Origin of the sequence: Lysinibacillus sp. IITD104 (genome assembly GCF_036698265.2) — a bacterium.
In the GTDB taxonomy this organism is placed as follows: domain Bacteria; phylum Bacillota; class Bacilli; order Bacillales_A; family Planococcaceae; genus Lysinibacillus; species Lysinibacillus boronitolerans.
Map to the genome: position 1 here is coordinate 801,587 of NZ_JBAHYH020000001.1, position 15,777 is coordinate 817,363.

At 35.4% G+C, this 15,777-nt stretch carries 18 protein-coding genes and 16 tRNA genes; 29 read left to right on the top strand and 5 right to left on the bottom strand.

Annotated features, from left to right (window positions below):
- Positions 1 to 69 precede the first annotated feature (69 nt).
- The 18 genes from V1L66_RS04090 to V1L66_RS04175 all read left to right on the top strand — a co-directional run bounded on the left by V1L66_RS04090 (position 70) and on the right by V1L66_RS04175 (position 3,776).
- A tRNA-Asn gene (locus V1L66_RS04090) sits at positions 70 to 146 on the top strand.
- Between the two features lie 5 nt (positions 147 to 151).
- Positions 152 to 243, top strand: a tRNA-Ser gene (locus V1L66_RS04095).
- Between the two features lie 24 nt (positions 244 to 267).
- Positions 268 to 342: transfer RNA gene (locus V1L66_RS04100), tRNA-Glu, on the top strand.
- 15 nt (positions 343 to 357) lie between these two features.
- Positions 358 to 433: transfer RNA gene (locus tag V1L66_RS04105), tRNA-Val, on the top strand.
- Between the two features lie 26 nt (positions 434 to 459).
- Positions 460 to 534, top strand: a tRNA-Met gene (locus V1L66_RS04110).
- 3 nt (positions 535 to 537) lie between these two features.
- A tRNA-Asp gene (locus V1L66_RS04115) sits at positions 538 to 613 on the top strand.
- 15 nt (positions 614 to 628) lie between these two features.
- A tRNA-Phe gene (locus V1L66_RS04120) sits at positions 629 to 701 on the top strand.
- Positions 702 to 713: 12 nt separating this feature from the next.
- Positions 714 to 789 (top strand) — tRNA-Thr (locus V1L66_RS04125).
- 9 nt (positions 790 to 798) lie between these two features.
- A tRNA-Tyr gene (locus V1L66_RS04130) sits at positions 799 to 882 on the top strand.
- Between the two features lie 13 nt (positions 883 to 895).
- Positions 896 to 969, top strand: a tRNA-Trp gene (locus tag V1L66_RS04135).
- A gap of 12 nt (positions 970 to 981) precedes the next feature.
- A tRNA-His gene (locus V1L66_RS04140) sits at positions 982 to 1,057 on the top strand.
- Between the two features lie 35 nt (positions 1,058 to 1,092).
- A tRNA-His gene (locus V1L66_RS04145) sits at positions 1,093 to 1,168 on the top strand.
- A gap of 4 nt (positions 1,169 to 1,172) precedes the next feature.
- A tRNA-Gln gene (locus tag V1L66_RS04150) sits at positions 1,173 to 1,247 on the top strand.
- Positions 1,248 to 1,252: 5 nt separating this feature from the next.
- Positions 1,253 to 1,327, top strand: a tRNA-Gly gene (locus tag V1L66_RS04155).
- A gap of 8 nt (positions 1,328 to 1,335) precedes the next feature.
- Positions 1,336 to 1,409: transfer RNA gene (locus V1L66_RS04160), tRNA-Cys, on the top strand.
- 47 nt (positions 1,410 to 1,456) lie between these two features.
- A tRNA-Leu gene (locus V1L66_RS04165) sits at positions 1,457 to 1,537 on the top strand.
- A gap of 168 nt (positions 1,538 to 1,705) precedes the next feature.
- Complete coding sequence (locus V1L66_RS04170; RefSeq protein ID WP_333006998.1) at positions 1,706 to 2,692, top strand: tyrosine-type recombinase/integrase; 987 nt, start codon at positions 1,706 to 1,708, stop codon at positions 2,690 to 2,692.
- Positions 2,693 to 3,548: 856 nt separating this feature from the next.
- The gene (locus V1L66_RS04175) at positions 3,549 to 3,776 is read left to right on the top strand and encodes a hypothetical protein (RefSeq protein WP_339280341.1); all 228 of its coding nucleotides are present in this window, start codon (positions 3,549 to 3,551) and stop codon (positions 3,774 to 3,776) included.
- Between the two features lie 184 nt (positions 3,777 to 3,960).
- Here the strand turns inward: V1L66_RS04175 and V1L66_RS04180 are convergent, their stop codons facing one another.
- The 3 genes from V1L66_RS04180 to V1L66_RS04190 form a co-directional block, all read right to left on the bottom strand.
- Positions 3,961 to 4,197: a hypothetical protein gene (locus V1L66_RS04180; protein WP_333006800.1), complete on the bottom strand. Its 237-nt coding sequence runs from the start codon at positions 4,195 to 4,197 to the stop codon at positions 3,961 to 3,963.
- Position 4,198: 1 nt separating this feature from the next.
- Positions 4,199 to 5,464, bottom strand: a complete 1,266-nt coding sequence (locus V1L66_RS04185; RefSeq protein ID WP_333006798.1) for a hypothetical protein — start codon at positions 5,462 to 5,464, stop codon at positions 4,199 to 4,201.
- Positions 5,465 to 6,146: 682 nt separating this feature from the next.
- A complete protein-coding gene (locus tag V1L66_RS04190) occupies positions 6,147 to 6,713 on the bottom strand; it encodes a site-specific integrase (protein WP_333006797.1) in 567 nt (188 codons plus the stop codon).
- A 247-nt stretch (positions 6,714 to 6,960) separates the two neighbouring features.
- On the opposite strand from V1L66_RS04190, the gene V1L66_RS04195 reads away from it, so the two are divergent.
- Both V1L66_RS04195 and V1L66_RS04200 read left to right on the top strand, forming a co-directional pair.
- Positions 6,961 to 7,248, top strand: coding sequence for a hypothetical protein (locus V1L66_RS04195; RefSeq protein WP_333006796.1), 288 nt, complete (start codon positions 6,961 to 6,963; stop codon positions 7,246 to 7,248).
- Positions 7,249 to 7,488: 240 nt separating this feature from the next.
- Entirely contained in the window at positions 7,489 to 7,992 is a 504-nt protein-coding gene (locus tag V1L66_RS04200; protein WP_333006795.1) for a hypothetical protein, read from the top strand.
- Between the two features lie 505 nt (positions 7,993 to 8,497).
- Here V1L66_RS04200 and V1L66_RS04205 read toward each other — a convergent pair.
- Positions 8,498 to 8,944, bottom strand: coding sequence for a hypothetical protein (locus V1L66_RS04205; protein ID WP_333006793.1), 447 nt, complete (start codon positions 8,942 to 8,944; stop codon positions 8,498 to 8,500).
- A gap of 323 nt (positions 8,945 to 9,267) precedes the next feature.
- On the opposite strand from V1L66_RS04205, the gene V1L66_RS04210 reads away from it, so the two are divergent.
- The 6 genes from V1L66_RS04210 to V1L66_RS04235 all read left to right on the top strand — a co-directional run bounded on the left by V1L66_RS04210 (position 9,268) and on the right by V1L66_RS04235 (position 11,825).
- The gene (locus V1L66_RS04210; RefSeq protein ID WP_333006792.1) at positions 9,268 to 9,546 is read left to right on the top strand and encodes a helix-turn-helix transcriptional regulator; all 279 of its coding nucleotides are present in this window, start codon (positions 9,268 to 9,270) and stop codon (positions 9,544 to 9,546) included.
- Entirely contained in the window at positions 9,515 to 9,904 is a 390-nt protein-coding gene (locus V1L66_RS04215; RefSeq protein ID WP_333006791.1) for a hypothetical protein, read from the top strand. The genes V1L66_RS04210 and V1L66_RS04215 overlap by 32 nt, the downstream gene beginning before the upstream one ends.
- A gap of 15 nt (positions 9,905 to 9,919) precedes the next feature.
- Positions 9,920 to 10,375: a phBC6A51 family helix-turn-helix protein gene (locus V1L66_RS04220; RefSeq protein ID WP_333006790.1), complete on the top strand. Its 456-nt coding sequence runs from the start codon at positions 9,920 to 9,922 to the stop codon at positions 10,373 to 10,375.
- Positions 10,376 to 10,428: 53 nt separating this feature from the next.
- The gene (locus V1L66_RS04225; RefSeq protein ID WP_333006789.1) at positions 10,429 to 10,659 is read left to right on the top strand and encodes a hypothetical protein; all 231 of its coding nucleotides are present in this window, start codon (positions 10,429 to 10,431) and stop codon (positions 10,657 to 10,659) included.
- Complete coding sequence (locus tag V1L66_RS04230) at positions 10,659 to 11,318, top strand: hypothetical protein (protein ID WP_333006788.1); 660 nt, start codon at positions 10,659 to 10,661, stop codon at positions 11,316 to 11,318. Before V1L66_RS04225 ends, V1L66_RS04230 begins: the two co-directional genes overlap by 1 nt.
- Before the next feature lie 216 nt (positions 11,319 to 11,534).
- Complete coding sequence (locus V1L66_RS04235) at positions 11,535 to 11,825, top strand: hypothetical protein (RefSeq protein WP_333006786.1); 291 nt, start codon at positions 11,535 to 11,537, stop codon at positions 11,823 to 11,825.
- Positions 11,826 to 12,271: 446 nt separating this feature from the next.
- On the opposite strand, the gene V1L66_RS04240 is transcribed toward V1L66_RS04235, so the two are convergent.
- Entirely contained in the window at positions 12,272 to 12,568 is a 297-nt protein-coding gene (locus V1L66_RS04240) for a hypothetical protein (RefSeq protein WP_333006784.1), read from the bottom strand.
- A gap of 294 nt (positions 12,569 to 12,862) precedes the next feature.
- Between V1L66_RS04240 and V1L66_RS04245 the strand changes: the two genes are divergently transcribed.
- The 3 genes from V1L66_RS04245 to V1L66_RS04255 all read left to right on the top strand — a co-directional run bounded on the left by V1L66_RS04245 (position 12,863) and on the right by V1L66_RS04255 (position 15,758).
- Positions 12,863 to 13,306, top strand: coding sequence for a hypothetical protein (locus tag V1L66_RS04245; protein ID WP_333006782.1), 444 nt, complete (start codon positions 12,863 to 12,865; stop codon positions 13,304 to 13,306).
- Positions 13,307 to 14,049: 743 nt separating this feature from the next.
- Positions 14,050 to 15,081: an ABC transporter permease gene (locus tag V1L66_RS04250; protein ID WP_333006780.1), complete on the top strand. Its 1,032-nt coding sequence runs from the start codon at positions 14,050 to 14,052 to the stop codon at positions 15,079 to 15,081.
- 2 nt (positions 15,082 to 15,083) lie between these two features.
- The gene (locus V1L66_RS04255; RefSeq protein WP_048391842.1) at positions 15,084 to 15,758 is read left to right on the top strand and encodes an ABC transporter ATP-binding protein; all 675 of its coding nucleotides are present in this window, start codon (positions 15,084 to 15,086) and stop codon (positions 15,756 to 15,758) included.
- The last annotated feature ends 19 nt before the right edge of the window (positions 15,759 to 15,777 follow it).

Here is a 15,777-nt window from a genome sequence, read left to right on the forward strand (position 1 = left end):
AGCGCCGATGGTAGTTGGGGGCTTCCCCCTGTGAGAGTAGGACGTCGCTAGGCTATATACTAAAATTATTCCGAAGTAGCTCAGTTGGTAGTAGCACCTGACTGTTAATCAGGTTGTCGCAGGTTCGAGTCCTGCCTTCGGAGCCATTCTTGGAGAGTTGTCCGAGTGGCCGAAGGAGCACGATTGGAAATCGTGTAGGCGGTTAACACTGTCTCAAGGGTTCAAATCCCTTACTCTCCGCCAGCACTTTGATGTGTTCCAAACGATGGCCCCTTGGTCAAGTGGTTAAGACACCGCCCTTTCACGGCGGTAACACGGGTTCGAATCCCGTAGGGGTCACCAATTCAATACCCAGATGGAGGATTAGCTCAGCTGGGAGAGCATCTGCCTTACAAGCAGAGGGTCGGCGGTTCGAGCCCGTCATCCTCCACCATTATTTTTACAACATTATAGTATTATCGCGGGGTGGAGCAGTGGTAGCTCGTCGGGCTCATAACCCGAAGGTCGTTGGTTCAAATCCAGCCCCCGCAACCAAATGGTCCCGTGGTGTAGCGGTTAACATGCCTGCCTGTCACGCAGGAGATCGCCGGTTCGATCCCGGTCGGGACCGCCATTTATTTTAAAATATGGGTCAGTAGCTCAGTTGGTAGAGCATTAGATTGAAGCTCTAAGTGTCGGCGGTTCGATTCCGTCCTGACCCATCTTGTTTTTTTGCCGGTTTAGCTCAGCAGGTAGAGCAACTGACTTGTAATCAGTAGGTCGTGGGTTCGATTCCTATAGCCGGCACCAGATTTTCCCGGAGGGGTAGCGAAGTGGCTAAACGCGGCGGACTGTAAATCCGCTCCTTAGGGTTCGGCGGTTCGAATCCGTCCCCCTCCACCAGTTTTATTATTTTAGGGGCATAGTTCAACGGTAGAATAGAGGTCTCCAAAACCTTTGGTGTGGGTTCGATTCCTACTGCCCCTGCCAATTAATTTTATGGCGATTGTGGCGAAGTGGTTAACGCACCGGATTGTGGTTCCGGCATTCGTGGGTTCGATTCCCATCAGTCGCCCCATCTAATATAAAATTAATAAACATCATAATACAATGGCGATTGTGGCGAAGTGGTTAACGCACCGGATTGTGGTTCCGGCATTCGTGGGTTCGATTCCCATCAGTCGCCCCATTGTTGGGGTATAGCCAAGCGGTAAGGCAACGGATTTTGATTCCGTCATGCCTAGGTTCGAATCCTAGTACCCCAGCCATTTTTGCGGAAGTAGTTCAGTGGTAGAACACCACCTTGCCAAGGTGGGGGTCGCGAGTTCGAACCTCGTCTTCCGCTCCATGTATGACGGCGGCATAGCCAAGTGGTAAGGCACGGGTCTGCAACACCCTTATCACCGGTTCAAATCCGGTTGCCGCCTCCATATTTTAACTGTTAATCGGTTTATCCGATTTTTTTTATCTCCATTATGCCGGTGTGGCGGAATTGGCAGACGCGCACGACTCAAAATCGTGTTCCTTTGGAGTGTCGGTTCGACCCCGACCACCGGTATCTAAAAAGAAGCTATTTATTCTGTAATTTAATCGTGAATAATACCGTAATATCAACCGTTTCTCACAGTGTGGGGAACGGTTTTTTCGTGTTCATCTTCAGTTATTTTGTCTTTACTGAACATCTTCAAATCGTGTGAACTAATCGTACGTATAGGAGGATACCATATTGGCAAGACGTAAAAACGTTCTGAATGAAGCTGAACTAAGTATTGTCAGTCATGAAAAACAATCGTACTTGGAAACGTTTAAAGAAGCTTTTGATTTATTTGAGAAGGATTGTGATATAAGAAATTTAAGACCGTACACTATTAAATTTTATCGCAATGAAATATCAGCATTCCTTACTCACTTATCCGAACAAGGAATTGATTTAACAACACTAAAACCTTCTGATGTAACCGAAGAGTATATTAAGGAAAAAGTGATTCTTTATATGCGTAATTACAAGGGTTCAAAGGTAGTATCGGTAAACACTCGTTTACGTGGCTTGCGTGCATTTTTTAACTTTCTGTATAAACAAAAGTACATTCCAAAAAATCCAATGGAGAATATAAAGCTTTTAAAAGATAGAAAGCGTGTTATAGCTACGTTTACAAAAGAACAATTAAACAAGTTATTTAGACAACCTGATTTAACAACATTTATTGGTGTTAGGGATTATACGATAATGTTGTTGTTTTTGGAAACTGGTATACGAGTAAATGAACTTATAGGAATAACTCTTGCTGATATTCGTTGGGAAGATAACCTTATTTGTATTAGAAACGCAAAAACATATAGAGAAAGATTAGTTCCAATCCAAAATGAAATGAAAAGCCAACTTAAAAAGTATGTTTCTATTCGTGGTTATGTTGAAAGTGACGCTTTATTTGTCACAATGGATGGAACGGCTTTAACAAGACGCGGGATACAGAACCGAATAGAAAAGTATGGTGTACTTGCTGGTGTTAAAGGGGTTCGTTGTAGTTGTCATACCTTTAGACATACCTTTGCAAAGATAAGCGTTCAGCAAGGTGCAAACATCTTTGAGTTACAATCCATTCTTGGTCACACCAGTATGGAAGTTGTAAAAATTTATGTGAATCTTTTTGGCACAGATGTACGTGAAAGTCACAAGAAATTTTCACCATTAAAAGTGTTAGAAAAAAGATAAAAAGAAAAGCCACCTACTCGCAATAGGTGACTTAACAGTAAATCGAACTTCTAGTTCACGCAAATAAACTGAATACGATATACCTTATCTTGCTTTAATTTTACCGAAAAAAATTAAGATTAGCAAGGTTTATTAAGTGCACCCTTTTTTAGGTATATCCAACGTGGAACGCCAAATAATACGTTGTAAATCAAACCTTGATAGGTTATGACTTAGCCGATGCAATAATTAAGTCTAGGACACAAATAAATAGTACCCTTGTTTACTATAGTGTCTGAAAGGTGCTGACAACCAATTTGAAAGGTCAGGAGTGGAAGGTCTGATTAGTTACGGCTATGCAGAATACATAATACATTGTAATTGTTGCCGAGTTTCTCACAACAGTAGAATAAGCATTTACGATACACGCAGAAGGCATGTAGACGGATTACAAGACGTTTCGGGGGCAGAAGTAGAAACTATGTGTATTGTTCGAGAGAACGCATTTAACAAGGGCATACATACACGGAATACCTCAAATGACGGATTCATGTACATACATAATGCAATGGCTGTCTACGTTTTAGATTCTTGTTTATTAGTTTCTGAAATGTAGGCAGTCATTTTTGCACCAAGCCGTTGTCCTCAACTCTGGCTTCATGGTGAAGGGAACTGCTTAAACAGTAAAGAACTATATTACTGAAAGTGAGATTCAATGAAGTGTATTTATAATTGTGACAAGGTTGTGCAGTCGATTCGTCTCATGTACTATCGTTATACTTTATAAAGTAGTGCTTGAAAATAAATTATTACTTTCATAAAGGAATTGAATTAAGCTAGATGTATATATTTTTATTTATGAAGGAGAAGGCTTTTTATGTACTGGAATTATAGAGTTGTTGAATTCACTAGTAAACAGAACAAACCATACTTTGAGATATGTGAAGTTCATTATGATGAAAACGATAAGCCTTATGCGTGGGGTGAAATAATGCCTGCTGAATCATTGGATGAATTAAAAGATGATTACGAGTATATGCGTAAAGCATTTGAAAGTCCTGTATTGAAAGTAGTTGATGATAAATTAGTACAAGTGACAGAATAATGTGTAGTATGTATATAATGTGTAATAAAAGAGAAGGTGCTTCTGCAACTAACAGGTGCTTTAATTCAATAAGATTCAATAAGAAAAGTCGATTCCTTAACATACTGGAATTCGACTTTGTTTTTTATGATTATTGCATGAACTCTTGAGAGTTATTACATATGTGTTTCTATCTATACTTAAATCAGATAAGTTCAGGGAACAAAGCCAATACTTTTTTCGGTTCACGTTCCATGTAGTCCATAAATGAATAGTAACAGTCTTTTCTGCTTTTCCCATTTACAATGTTTTTAATGGTGGTTCTTGATACTGGAAATTGTTTTTCTATCTGATATGGAAGAAGCTTTTTAACCTTGTTTAGATATAAGATTTTGTAAACATCCTTATCAGTAAGTTTTACGTTATATATGTTATTTGACATGCTACAAGTCCCCTTCCAAATAGTCAGTCAGAAGTGTTCTCATACGCTTTGATGGGATATACAGGTTTATGGGCTGTTTATCACGTATACGACTTCTCCATATCCACTGGATAAGTTCAGATAGTGCATACATATCTTCTTTTACTTTAACACCCTTTGAAGTAAAGAATTTCTTTTCATAAGGGTTCATAAAGCGATTTACTGCATATGCCAGGGATTCTTTTCCTTTAAACTCATTAGTAGCACGGGCATTACAAGCAACAAAACCTTTTGTGTATCCTTTTCCCTTTAGCTTTGATACATCAGCTTCATAGCAAGTCCACATATTTGATTCTGTAGGTGTTTTAACATTATTTTTGAAGTAAGTGGTGATATTCTTCTTTAGTTTTTCAGTTAAATGCTGGTTCTGTTCTTTACCGAACCAAGACTTTGAAAAAGCAAATTTATTATCACCGACATTATTCAATTTACCTTCATAAATGTATATTAGCGACTTCAGATGGGTTTTATCATAGGATTCTTTATCCGCATGGTTTATCAATTTATATTCACCAGTTGGTAGCTTTTGAACGGCTTTATAACTGTATTCAAGGTTATACATATCGTAATAATATTTTTGCTGTTGGCACTGAAAAAGGTATGTCATGATATACACCTCTTTAAAGGCTTGAAATACTGAAATTGGGAATGTCCAAAACAGCACTGTGTTTTCAAAGAAATACAAGTTTTCCGATTCAGCAAGTAATTTAATATCTTTGTATCGTGTTTTTTGATATTTACCTTCACTATTCCAACTGATTAAATCAGTTTCTTTATCTACTTTAACCATCCCACCATCAAGCAACCACTGAAAATCATCTTTGTTTAAATCATGATGTTCAACAACATTCATTACTTCATCAAGAATCAACGTGTAGTTTCCAGCTTTAATTAATTCAATCAATTCATCATCAGCTTTCTGGAATAGTTTATGTGTTGCTGCAATGTCTCGTTCATTCAATAATAGTTCTTTTAGATTTGCTAATTTACCCTTATTTTTGCCACTTGGTTCTGGTGTTACGAACTTTCGACTTGTTACACATTCTTTAATGCGTCGTGTTTCTGACAAGAATGGTGTGATGTAAAGAAAATTCTTGTCAGAATCAGCTTCATTCATATATTGAATTGCCCAACTGGTTTTACCTGAACCCATAATACTATCAACAATGTTTACTACTGTTTGTGGTTTAACCTTTGTGTAATTTGTTTCTTTTACTAAATTATTCATGTACAATTTCCTCTCTATTTTGGCTACAACCCTTAAACAAGAAAAGGTGTACATTCAGACAGGTGAAATTTGTGATATTACAAAGTATAAACACATCAAAAGTTCTTAATTTATCTAGAAACGTTGATATATCAAGGGTTATAGCGTCCACCCTTAAAGAAGATATATAGGAAAAGGGTTATGCCGTTCTCTATGCTTCGCATTGGAAAGAAAAGCACTTCCCAAAAATAAAGTAGTAATCTGCAAAGCAAAACATGCATTGTTCAGAACAAGCAATTCAATGTTTTAGTTTGAAGATGCTTCGAGAACATTGTTCGAGAAGAATGTTTTGCACTATTACGCTTTTAAAGGTGGAGGATTGTTCAGACACAAAGTAGAGTGACTATATGGTGTCGTAAGTATAGAAATATTTAACGTGTGTACCAATTGTGTCTGATGTGTGTCTACGTGGACAGTGAATATCGTGGTGAACCCCCCATGTATCGTGCCTTGCTTGTGGACAAGGAAATAATGTGTAAAGTGTTTTCCCTTGATATTTAAAAGCTATAGAAAGCCGTGTGGGGGGCAATTTTAAATAAGATAAAAGTATCACGAACAGCTTTGAGTACCGCTGGTGACGTTATACGAGGTGCTGAAAGCTAATAGAAAACAAAGAGAAAGAGAACCAGCAAAAGCCGATTCTCTATAGTTTAAAATTCAACAAGCTGTTTTCAATTTCTTCTTCAGTGATGCCGATATACTTCAATGTTATGTCAGGGTGTGAGTGGTTGAGTATCATCTGCAATTTAGCTACATCTTTTGATTGTTTATAGTACCAGTAGCCGAATGTTTTCCTCATTGTATGAGTACCGATTCCGTCAGGTATATCTACCATGTCAGACGCTTTATTTAGCTGTCTGTACGCTTGAATTCTACTTATAGGCTTATCACCTTTACGAGAAGGGAAAAGCCATTCAGTGCCCTGTAGGGTGTCGATATAGGCATTCAATTCTTCATAAACGTTATTTAATTGAATAGTTCGTTGCTTCTTCGTTTTCCCTTCCTTAATGACAAAATCCTTCTTCTTCTTCACGTCACTAATTTTTAACGCCAATAAATCACTTACACGTAAACCAGTATTGATTCCTAAAAGGAAAAGTATGTAATCACGTTCTCCACACCACTTCTTCAATGACCATTTCATGTCCTCTAACTTTTCTAATGACCGTATCGGTTGCACATCTTTAATTTCATCTTTTTTACTTGCCATTACTGTAGCCCCTTTAAAATCAATGTTTTGAATGTAACATATTTTTTATTAAAGTTAGAATACCACTTATTATCATGATAATCCAGTATTTTAGGTAAAATGAATGTAACTTTTTATGTATTTTGTTACATTGGAAAAATAATCTGTTTATTCATTTACACAATATGACTGATGTGTTACATTAGCATCATAGTACACATCAGTCATATTAGTCTGATGCGTAAAAATTAATGGGGGTGTAAATTTTATGGCAACTTCTGCTAGAGTACAGGTGATAAATGAGATTGCTTACGATGAAAGCAAGGTAGGAAATGATTGGGTTCTTTGTTTACAGTGGTGTCGTTATATTTATGATGATGGCACTATGCAAATGGGCTTTCGATTTATCTGGAGACGACCAGACGGAACTCTACAAGCAGCAAGGGGGCAAGCAAGAATACCTGATTTAGGTATTGCTACAACTCTTATGGAAAAAGCCAACGAATTGGGTTGGGGTCATAACGCAGGCAGTAGCGACAGAACTGATAACACTTGATACGTGGAGGTGCATTAATTGCACCTCTTTTTTATTACACTACTATAAAGCTACAAAGTTTAATTATCAGTAGAAATATTAACCTTTAAACTTGCTTGAGACCAATCGAAGTGCAGTTAAGTGGGGAAGGCATAGTCTCAATTATTCCCACATCGATTTTGATGTTTTTTTGCTATAATAGGAAAGCAATTTACATAAAAATTTTGCGAAATTATCTTTATAATTTTTTGGAGGTACATCATGACTGACATAGAATCTACAAATAAAATCGAGTTAGACCAGTTCTATCAAAAGGAAAAACAAGTTGAAAAGAAACAGGTGTCTATCTACTTAGACATTGACGTTATCGATTCTTTGAAACAGTTCGGTAAGCAAAAGGGAAAGGGTGCAAAGAGTGACCTTGTTAACAACTTTTTAAAGAATGTTTTCGGTATTAGACAAGGGAAGCAGATAGAAGTGTCTAAGACAAAAACGTCTAAGACAGCTGAACAAATGATTTCATTAGTTAAAGATATGGAGAATGGAGAACGTAATAAATTTTTAGAATACCTTTTCCATGCCCATTTTGATTCGAGGACTACAGATGATTATGACTTAGCAACCTTAAATCAAATTGAAGATAATTTAGACCGTGATTTAACGGAAGAAGAGATGCTTATTATGAATATAGCCTATGGGAACGGATACTTTAGAGGTGGGAAAGATGGTATAGATAAAGTACTGAAGGGATATTCTAAGAAATAGGGTTATTCCAATCCAACTAAACCCCTTTTCAATCAATTTGAAAGCCCGCCAATTTCTACTGGTGGGTTTTTCTTATAGCTTAATATTTAAAAGGGGCACTGATTCTATATTACCCCATACCCCAGTCACTTTCCTATTATCCAGAACCTACCAGCAACCACATAAGATACTGCTTAATATTATACTACCCACTGAACACCACCTCTTATTATAATTACGTATTCCATTAGGGAACACGCAACAATATAATATATCCACTTATTCAAACCCTTATTGCACCGTTTAATTCTTTCGTGTTCCCATTCTGAAACAGAATATATTTGTTTCGTGTTCCCTTTTGCAGATAGATAAATAATTTATAATTTAATTTGTAATTGATTATTAATTTTCCAAAGCTGGTAGTGGGGATATGGGGGGAAGGGGGGCTGTTCCCTATAACTTACCAGTTACACAAAATAGCCACCCAATTTTTAATATTTGGAAAATAAATACCAATTATCTTTGCTTAATTCACAGCACCAGGTAGAGTACAGTTGAATGGTATAGAAGTATTTTTTGTATCGGACACCTGATTATTCAAATAATAACTGTCAATTAAGCTTGAAGTTTTAAAAGACCCTGATAGATATCTAGAAATGATTTTTTTACCAGCAGTTAAAGCGAAATATGTACTTGCTTCTTCAACTGGAACCCATTCTTGAGTAGCCATATCTGTTACGATATTTTTAAATTCTTCAGGAGTTTTCCAATCTGCGAATGTAAAGTCTTCGATTGGTCCAAGTTTTAAATCTTTGTCATAATTAGAATTTGTTTCTTCAATAATGGAAACATACTCTTTGTAGCATAATTCTTTTTGTTCTTGTGTGAACCCTGTTGCTGATGCCTTATTTACAAACCCAAATACGATAAATGTTGCAAATAAAGTTATGAAAGTTTTCGTTATTTTTCTCATATTACCCCTCCTTTAGGTAAAATATAGAATAAATTACACCTATAGTAAATAGTTTTGACAAACAAAGATAGCGAGTTTTTATAATTTTTGAAAATCTAGATATATGGAATGGAATTCTTTCACTAGCAGAAGGATAAAAGGCTGATATACAGGTTCTAAAAAATTTTTTCATAATGTGTCTTACTTCGGAGTTCTTTAAAGACCCCTATATATAAGGAACTGTATAGCCGTCAGCTAGTGGGTTGGTGTGGTCATTATTGGCTGCACCTTTTCTTTTTAAGTTGTACTGCCAATTTGAACAGTAAAGGAAGTGAAATAAAAAAATGTTTTCAGTTAAATTATTAAAACAAATGCGGATGTTTGTGGGCTATTCCCAGCAAGACTTAGCGAAAGCTACGAATTACAGTCGCAGTTATATAAGCAAAATTGAACAGGGCACAGTACAACCTTCGTCAATTGTACAGTGGCATATTCTACAGGCATGTAAACGTGCTGGACTACAAGATTGGCAATTTGCGATGTTAAAAATCATTGTAGACGGTGATGAAAAGGACTTGGAGGAACTATTGAATGGACTTAATCGACAAGCTGAAAAAGTGTAAAAAGATGCTAAGTGAAAACTTACATGAAAGCAAACCATTGTTAATTCACTGGTTGTCTGAAATTTATCAGGAAGTTGCAGATACAACTTTTACATATCAAATGGGCTACAAACTTCCAAACATTCAAAATCATATAGAAACCTATAAAAAATACGCTATGAAGCATAAAGCGAAAGCACTCGCTGCTATTCAAGAAATAATGTGTGAATTGAGAAGCCGTTATGCCAACTTCAACCGAGTAAATCAACTTATCACTACATTAATTGTAACTAACCTCTACAGTACCAATGCACAAAGGAAGCTAGCTGGATTTAAGTTAACCGTGGGCAAGATGCAGTACACAGAATTAACGATTTAAAGGGGACGAATAGCCATGGATAAAATTAATGAAATACCAGTACCGCTAACACTTTCCGAGAAAATGGTCAGCTTTGCTAAGAAGTACGTGAAGCTTCGTATAGTTGATGGTTTAAGCATTGGCGACATCTGCAAAGAGTTGAAAGTTTCCACACAAACTTTTTACAAGTGGGATAAGATAGATGCCTTTAACGAATACCTGAAGGCGTTGGAAGCTACTTACGTGAATGCTGACGAGGTAGAAGCATACGACAAAGTTAGACAATATATTCTCAAAATGGTCTCTAAAGATAATCCAAGCGACAAGCACGTGGAAATGTTTTTAAAGCATTTTAACCATGTAGTTGAAGCAGAAAACCATAAGAGAATGCAACAGCTAGGTATCAATACAAACGGAACTTCTGATTCTAAAACAGTTGAAGAACGCAAGGCTAGCTTACTGGAAAGGTTGCAAAGTCCAACTATGAAGTAATGACTAACTATTGAACGATTGAAAATTAATATTCAAAAAGGGGAATAGAGACTATGAGTGCGTACATGAACATATTAGCTGGGGTAACAGAACAAGCAAGAAAGCGTGCAGAAAGAGAAGCAGATATTTTAAATCAACGTGAAAAAGAAGCATTTACTAAGGAGAAAAAAGCTAAAGCTGAAGTAGTTACTGAAACAGTTGAAGAATTGAAAGAACAACTAAAGGTACTAGAAAAGGCTACTGCTGAAGTTACTGAAAAACTAAAAAAGGCTGGTGCTAAATAATGGCGACTTTAAAAGAAAATTTCCTTTCATTAATAGGCAAGGTAGGTACAGTTGAATCAAACTACGAAAAAGCACTTGAAAAAAAGCATACTGAATTGGTAGAAACACAGCTGGACCGACAAACGAAAGAAGTTGAATACAAGGAATTAGAGAAGATGGTTTTATTAGGCGAAGTATCAGAAAGCACTTTCGATAAAGAACGGTCTGCACTTGAAAACCTACAAGAGAAAGAAGCGAAATTGACAAAGGAGATTCAGCTTATCCAAGAATACAAAACTGACGATATAGAAAAGGTACTTGCTGAACTTTCAAAGGCAAAGTCTGCATATGTTGCTGATGAAAGTGACGCAGTTTCAAACCTACGTTTTGAATTAATGGAAGCTAAACTTGCATACTTTGAAAAACTAGTAGAGGTGTCAAATAAGTATAAAGCTATTGCAGAACCCGAACATAAATTTCAAAGTATATTAGTGAAGTTTGGTAAAAAACGTGGAGTTTATATGTCAGATGCACATGGTGCTTTAAGCATGGTGTCTGTACCAAACGGTGGCTATGTAAATCTTCTTGTAGAATCACATGCCGTATATGAAGCGTTAGCTTACGGTAGAGTTCCCTATGATGTTAAAACCATTGTAGAAAAGGGAAAGAAACAAGGCTGACTGTCTAGTTGAATATTAATAAACAAGCACCCCTATTAGTTCGCTATATGAACTGGTAGGGGATTTTTTTGTATTCTTTTCCTTGTTGTGTTCCTACTACCCAAGTTAGATAATTTCCTTTAACCGAAATCTCTAATTTAAAAATATCCCATAATTAAAATTAAGCAATCTTGCTTACAGATTAAAATGATATTATTGAATTTGGGGTGAACTGTATTGGAAAACGAACTTAAGCAGATTATGGAAATGCTTCAAGGTATGCAAGCTGAAATGAAAGAACTGAAGCAAGACATGCACCAACGCTTTGATGGTTTGGAAAAGGAAATCAAAGAACTACAAATTGAAGTAAATGAGTTCAAACAGGTTTCTATGGAAGAATACAATAGAGTAGTTGAAAATGTTGACACTATCACACAGAAAACAGCTAAACATGCAGGGTATATTAATTACCTAGCTGGTGAAGTAGGCAAGCACAGCATGATATTAAATGTAATAGACAAGCAGTAAAAACAAGGCACTCGAAAGAGTGCTTTTTTTCTTCTAATTGAAAGGCGGAATTTAACAATGGTTGATATGAATGATAATGAAGCTAAAAAAGCGTTTATGGACATGCTACTGGAGGCATGGACGACATGAAAGCCTAATTTAAAGCTGAAATGGCAGAAATGAAACAAAAAATGAACAAACGCTTTAATTGAGTAGACAGTGAGAGTCGAGATAGCTGAAGTGGAAAAAGTTGAAAAGAAAATTGATAGTCTTGGTTAAATGTTGAACAAGATGAACTTAAAAAAGTACAAAATTTCTGAACACCCCACCCAATTCTTATATAGAATTAGATGGGTGGATTTCTTTTGAAATTTCAATCGTAATTAAGCTAAAAAACATTTCCCTATTTGTGAAAGCTTCTGATGATTTATATTGCTATAAGTTTGTAAAGCCTTTCTCTTCGTGGATTACTCTCCTTTTAACATTTTCTCCAAATCTAAAATCTTTTTCCCTATTTCATCTAAGTAGCATGTGGCTTTAAACATACTGATATCCAAATCATTAAATTTTTTAGTTGCATAGCCAATATCAGCCTTTAATTTATCCGCAACTTCTCCAATTTCAACTTGAACACGTTTAAATACAGCTTCTTGGATTGAATTTAACTTCACTTCTTCAGCGTCTTTTAGTTCAACAATATTATTACTTATTTTTTCAATGTCCTTCTGAATGGTAAGTAATAACTCATAGTGTTTCTCATCCATAATATACACCTCTTTAGAATTTTAGTTCGTTAGTACATGCACTATTATGACATAAATAAGTGGGAAAAACTTGAATATTAATATTCAAAAATAGTAAATTTAATGTTTGGAGTGTTGATATATAAAGGTTTATCGCCGTTTTCAATAATGAAAAAAATTTTTAAGTATTACGGTGATGTTGAATAGGCTAAATATTTTGTATTGGTAAACATTTATTTTAATTACTTTATAAAACTAAGCAAATTTGTTTACTAATTTTTCCTATATAATATTTTAGTGAGGTGATTAATTTATATGGAAATGATAACTAAGGAACGGATAAAAAAGATTAATACTTTGGATTCTGATAAACTACCAGTAGTGCTAATAAATCTATTAAGAATGATTTCGAAAGTGGAAACTAAATTTGTAGACAAGGTGGAACAATATAAAGTCGAATCGACTAAAAACTTGAAACATAAACGTCATAAAAAACAAGTAAAAGGAAGTTTTGATGAACTATATATAGACTTTATTGATACTTACAGAAATTCAGGAATAAGTGAATTAATATTAAATGAACTATTGGAGTATTTAAAATTAGAAAATGATAGATTATCTAGAGATATTATTGAAGGATATTGTATGTCAGCAGATATATTTTGGGATATTGATAAGTTAAAAGAACATTTGATTTGGTGGGTTATAGAGTTAGAAAGACAGAAAAGTTTAGATAGTAGTTTAAAAGAATTGAAGTAGTCAAAAAAGCACTGGTTGAAAAACTGGTGTTTTTACTTTAGTTTAAACGGATTTGATGATTATCTTGCAAAATAAGGTGAAAATTAATATAATGAAAAAGTTCAGTAATCGTATGAAGTGTTTCAGTAATAACCACAATTTACTGTTGAATTAACGTAAATATCACGGTATCTCAACGTTTAAATACAGATTAAATAATTTTGAGGCACGACTCAAAATCGTGTTCCTTTGGAGTGTCGGTTCGACCCCGACCACCGGTATCAATTACAACGAAGAATCCTTGATTTATTAGGGATTCTTTTTTTATTGTAAAAAATTATAGAATGTATATAAACATAGATAAAAAAGAGGTAGACTGAATGGGTCTTATTGTTGCCTATACAACAGCTATATTATATGTAATCACGATGATCGTGGTAACGTTAACTAATAGATAAATGTGTGCTTGTCTTCTATTATAGGTACTATATTCATACAACAATTGATATTCACAGTTCGTATAAAATAGTAAGACCGTGATTAGAAATCAAAAAATAGCAATTCATTCAAGGCGAGGTTCTATAACAAAATAAGATTTTAGCAAGTAAAGATAAATAAAATTCACAAAAGAAGCCACTCTATGGGATAAAAATGCCTTTATAGAGTGGCTTTCTATATCATCCCTACATTTTAACGATTAGTTCATGCTCTGTTCATTTAACAATTATAAGCTATGAGTAATCAAAGAAATGGAGGGGTTAGTGATGAATCTTGCCTGGAAAGAAATGAAGAAGAATAAAGTACGGTTTTTAATCTTGGGCTCCATTATCTTCCTAGTTAGTTTTTTAACGTTTATTATCTCGGGTTTAGCAAATGGTCTGTCACAGGATAATGCAGCTTTAATTAAGGATTTGCCGAAGGGACAATTTTATATGGCTGAGGATGCGGATGGCACGTTTAATCTTTCAAGAATCGATAGCAATCTCCAGCAGGAAGTCTTTAGTAAAGAAAAAGAGGCAGTAGCATTTTCGATCCAGATGGGCTTTTTAAACGATCAGGATGATAAACAGCAAAGTGTAGCCTTTGTGACATCAACGGAATCTAAACTTTTTAGCAATGTGCAACAAAACGAGGTGCTTTTGGATCGATCGCTGCAAGATAAAGGAATTCAAGTTGGAGATATATTAACGAATAATCAGTACGGTGGAAAGTTTATTGTAAAAGGTTTTGTAGAGCAAAAAAAATATAGCCATGCTCCCGTTGCTTATATTAGTGAAGAGGCTTATCAGGAGATGTATCGGGTAGCTGATAAACAATTAATTTTTGTACCAAATAGTGAGCCAAATGATATTAAGGGATTGCAAGCATATAGCAATAAAGAGTTTCTCAATACTATCCCTAGTTATAATGCGGAACAATTATCTTTAAATATGATTATATGGTTCTTAGTTGTCATTAGTGGGATGTTGTTTGCTATTTTCTTCTATATGATGAATGTGCAAAAAATTGGCTTGTATGGTATTTTAAAAGCGATTGGATTAAAAACAAGTAAGCTATTTAAAATGATCTGGACACAGATGGCTATTATTACAATCTTTTCACTTGTGGTATCTGTCAGTCTTAGCCAGCTATTTAATATAGTTGCTCCTAAGGGGATGCCATTCACTTTAACAATAGGCACTACAACACAGTTATCCGTTGTATTCCTCCTCATAGGCTTTATTGGTGCGACCTTGTCAGGAATGCAAATTAAAAAAATTGAACCGTTACAAGCAATACAGCAAGGGGAGGCTTAATCATGACGTTATTTACAATTGATGAAGTACGAAAAACGTTTAAGAATGGTGAAGTCGAGGAAGAGATCTTAAAGGGCATCAATCTTTCTTTAAATGAAGGAGAGATTACAGCATTGGTAGGTGCTTCTGGCTCTGGGAAAAGTACATTATTAACGATCGCTGCAGGACTACAACCCGCAACAGATGGGCAAGTGTTATTTGAAGAGCAGAATCTTACGACGATGAAAACCGACCAGGTACGAAAATTACGTGCAAGTAAATTCGGTTTTGTTTTTCAATTTGCTCACCTTGTTCCATTTTTGACAGTGGAGGAACAATTGCTATTAATGCTAGATGTAGCTGAATCTCCATTAAAAAAGAATGAACAGAAATATGAAGTCAATCGGCTATTGGAGTTAGTTGGAATGGAACATCGTAAAACTGCCTATCCCTCCTCCTTGTCAGGGGGAGAGAAGCAACGTGTAGCAATTGCACGTGCTATTATTCATCAACCGAAAGTATTGTTTGCTGATGAACCAACGGCTAGTTTAGATTCACAGCGCTCTAAAGAGATTATGTTGTTATTAAGAACATTAACAAAAACTTTAAATATAACAACATTATTAGTGACGCATGACGAAGAAATGTTGGCATATACAGATCGTATTATTAAAATGAGCGATGGTGTCGTATTATAAAATAAGCAAGGCTCCCATT

What these genes read in the sequence shown, in the direction of transcription:
- V1L66_RS04245 (WP_333006782.1), top strand. Translation starts at nt 12,863, where the DNA reads ATGGAAATGATAACTAAGGAACGGATAAAAAAGATTAATACTTTGGAT.
- V1L66_RS04230 (WP_333006788.1), top strand. Translation starts at nt 10,659, where the DNA reads ATGGCGACTTTAAAAGAAAATTTCCTTTCATTAATAGGCAAGGTAGGT.
- V1L66_RS04180 (WP_333006800.1), bottom strand. Translation starts at nt 4,197, where the DNA reads ATGTCAAATAACATATATAACGTAAAACTTACTGATAAGGATGTTTAC.
- V1L66_RS04220 (WP_333006790.1), top strand. Translation starts at nt 9,920, where the DNA reads ATGGATAAAATTAATGAAATACCAGTACCGCTAACACTTTCCGAGAAA.
- V1L66_RS04205 (WP_333006793.1), bottom strand. Translation starts at nt 8,944, where the DNA reads ATGAGAAAAATAACGAAAACTTTCATAACTTTATTTGCAACATTTATC.
- V1L66_RS04240 (WP_333006784.1), bottom strand. Translation starts at nt 12,568, where the DNA reads ATGGATGAGAAACACTATGAGTTATTACTTACCATTCAGAAGGACATT.
- V1L66_RS04250 (WP_333006780.1), top strand. Translation starts at nt 14,050, where the DNA reads ATGAATCTTGCCTGGAAAGAAATGAAGAAGAATAAAGTACGGTTTTTA.
- V1L66_RS04200 (WP_333006795.1), top strand. Translation starts at nt 7,489, where the DNA reads ATGACTGACATAGAATCTACAAATAAAATCGAGTTAGACCAGTTCTAT.
- V1L66_RS04215 (WP_333006791.1), top strand. Translation starts at nt 9,515, where the DNA reads ATGGACTTAATCGACAAGCTGAAAAAGTGTAAAAAGATGCTAAGTGAA.
- V1L66_RS04175 (WP_339280341.1), top strand. Translation starts at nt 3,549, where the DNA reads ATGTACTGGAATTATAGAGTTGTTGAATTCACTAGTAAACAGAACAAA.
- V1L66_RS04195 (WP_333006796.1), top strand. Translation starts at nt 6,961, where the DNA reads ATGGCAACTTCTGCTAGAGTACAGGTGATAAATGAGATTGCTTACGAT.
- V1L66_RS04225 (WP_333006789.1), top strand. Translation starts at nt 10,429, where the DNA reads ATGAGTGCGTACATGAACATATTAGCTGGGGTAACAGAACAAGCAAGA.
- V1L66_RS04190 (WP_333006797.1), bottom strand. Translation starts at nt 6,713, where the DNA reads ATGGCAAGTAAAAAAGATGAAATTAAAGATGTGCAACCGATACGGTCA.
- V1L66_RS04185 (WP_333006798.1), bottom strand. Translation starts at nt 5,464, where the DNA reads ATGAATAATTTAGTAAAAGAAACAAATTACACAAAGGTTAAACCACAA.
- V1L66_RS04255 (WP_048391842.1), top strand. Translation starts at nt 15,084, where the DNA reads ATGACGTTATTTACAATTGATGAAGTACGAAAAACGTTTAAGAATGGT.
- V1L66_RS04210 (WP_333006792.1), top strand. Translation starts at nt 9,268, where the DNA reads ATGTTTTCAGTTAAATTATTAAAACAAATGCGGATGTTTGTGGGCTAT.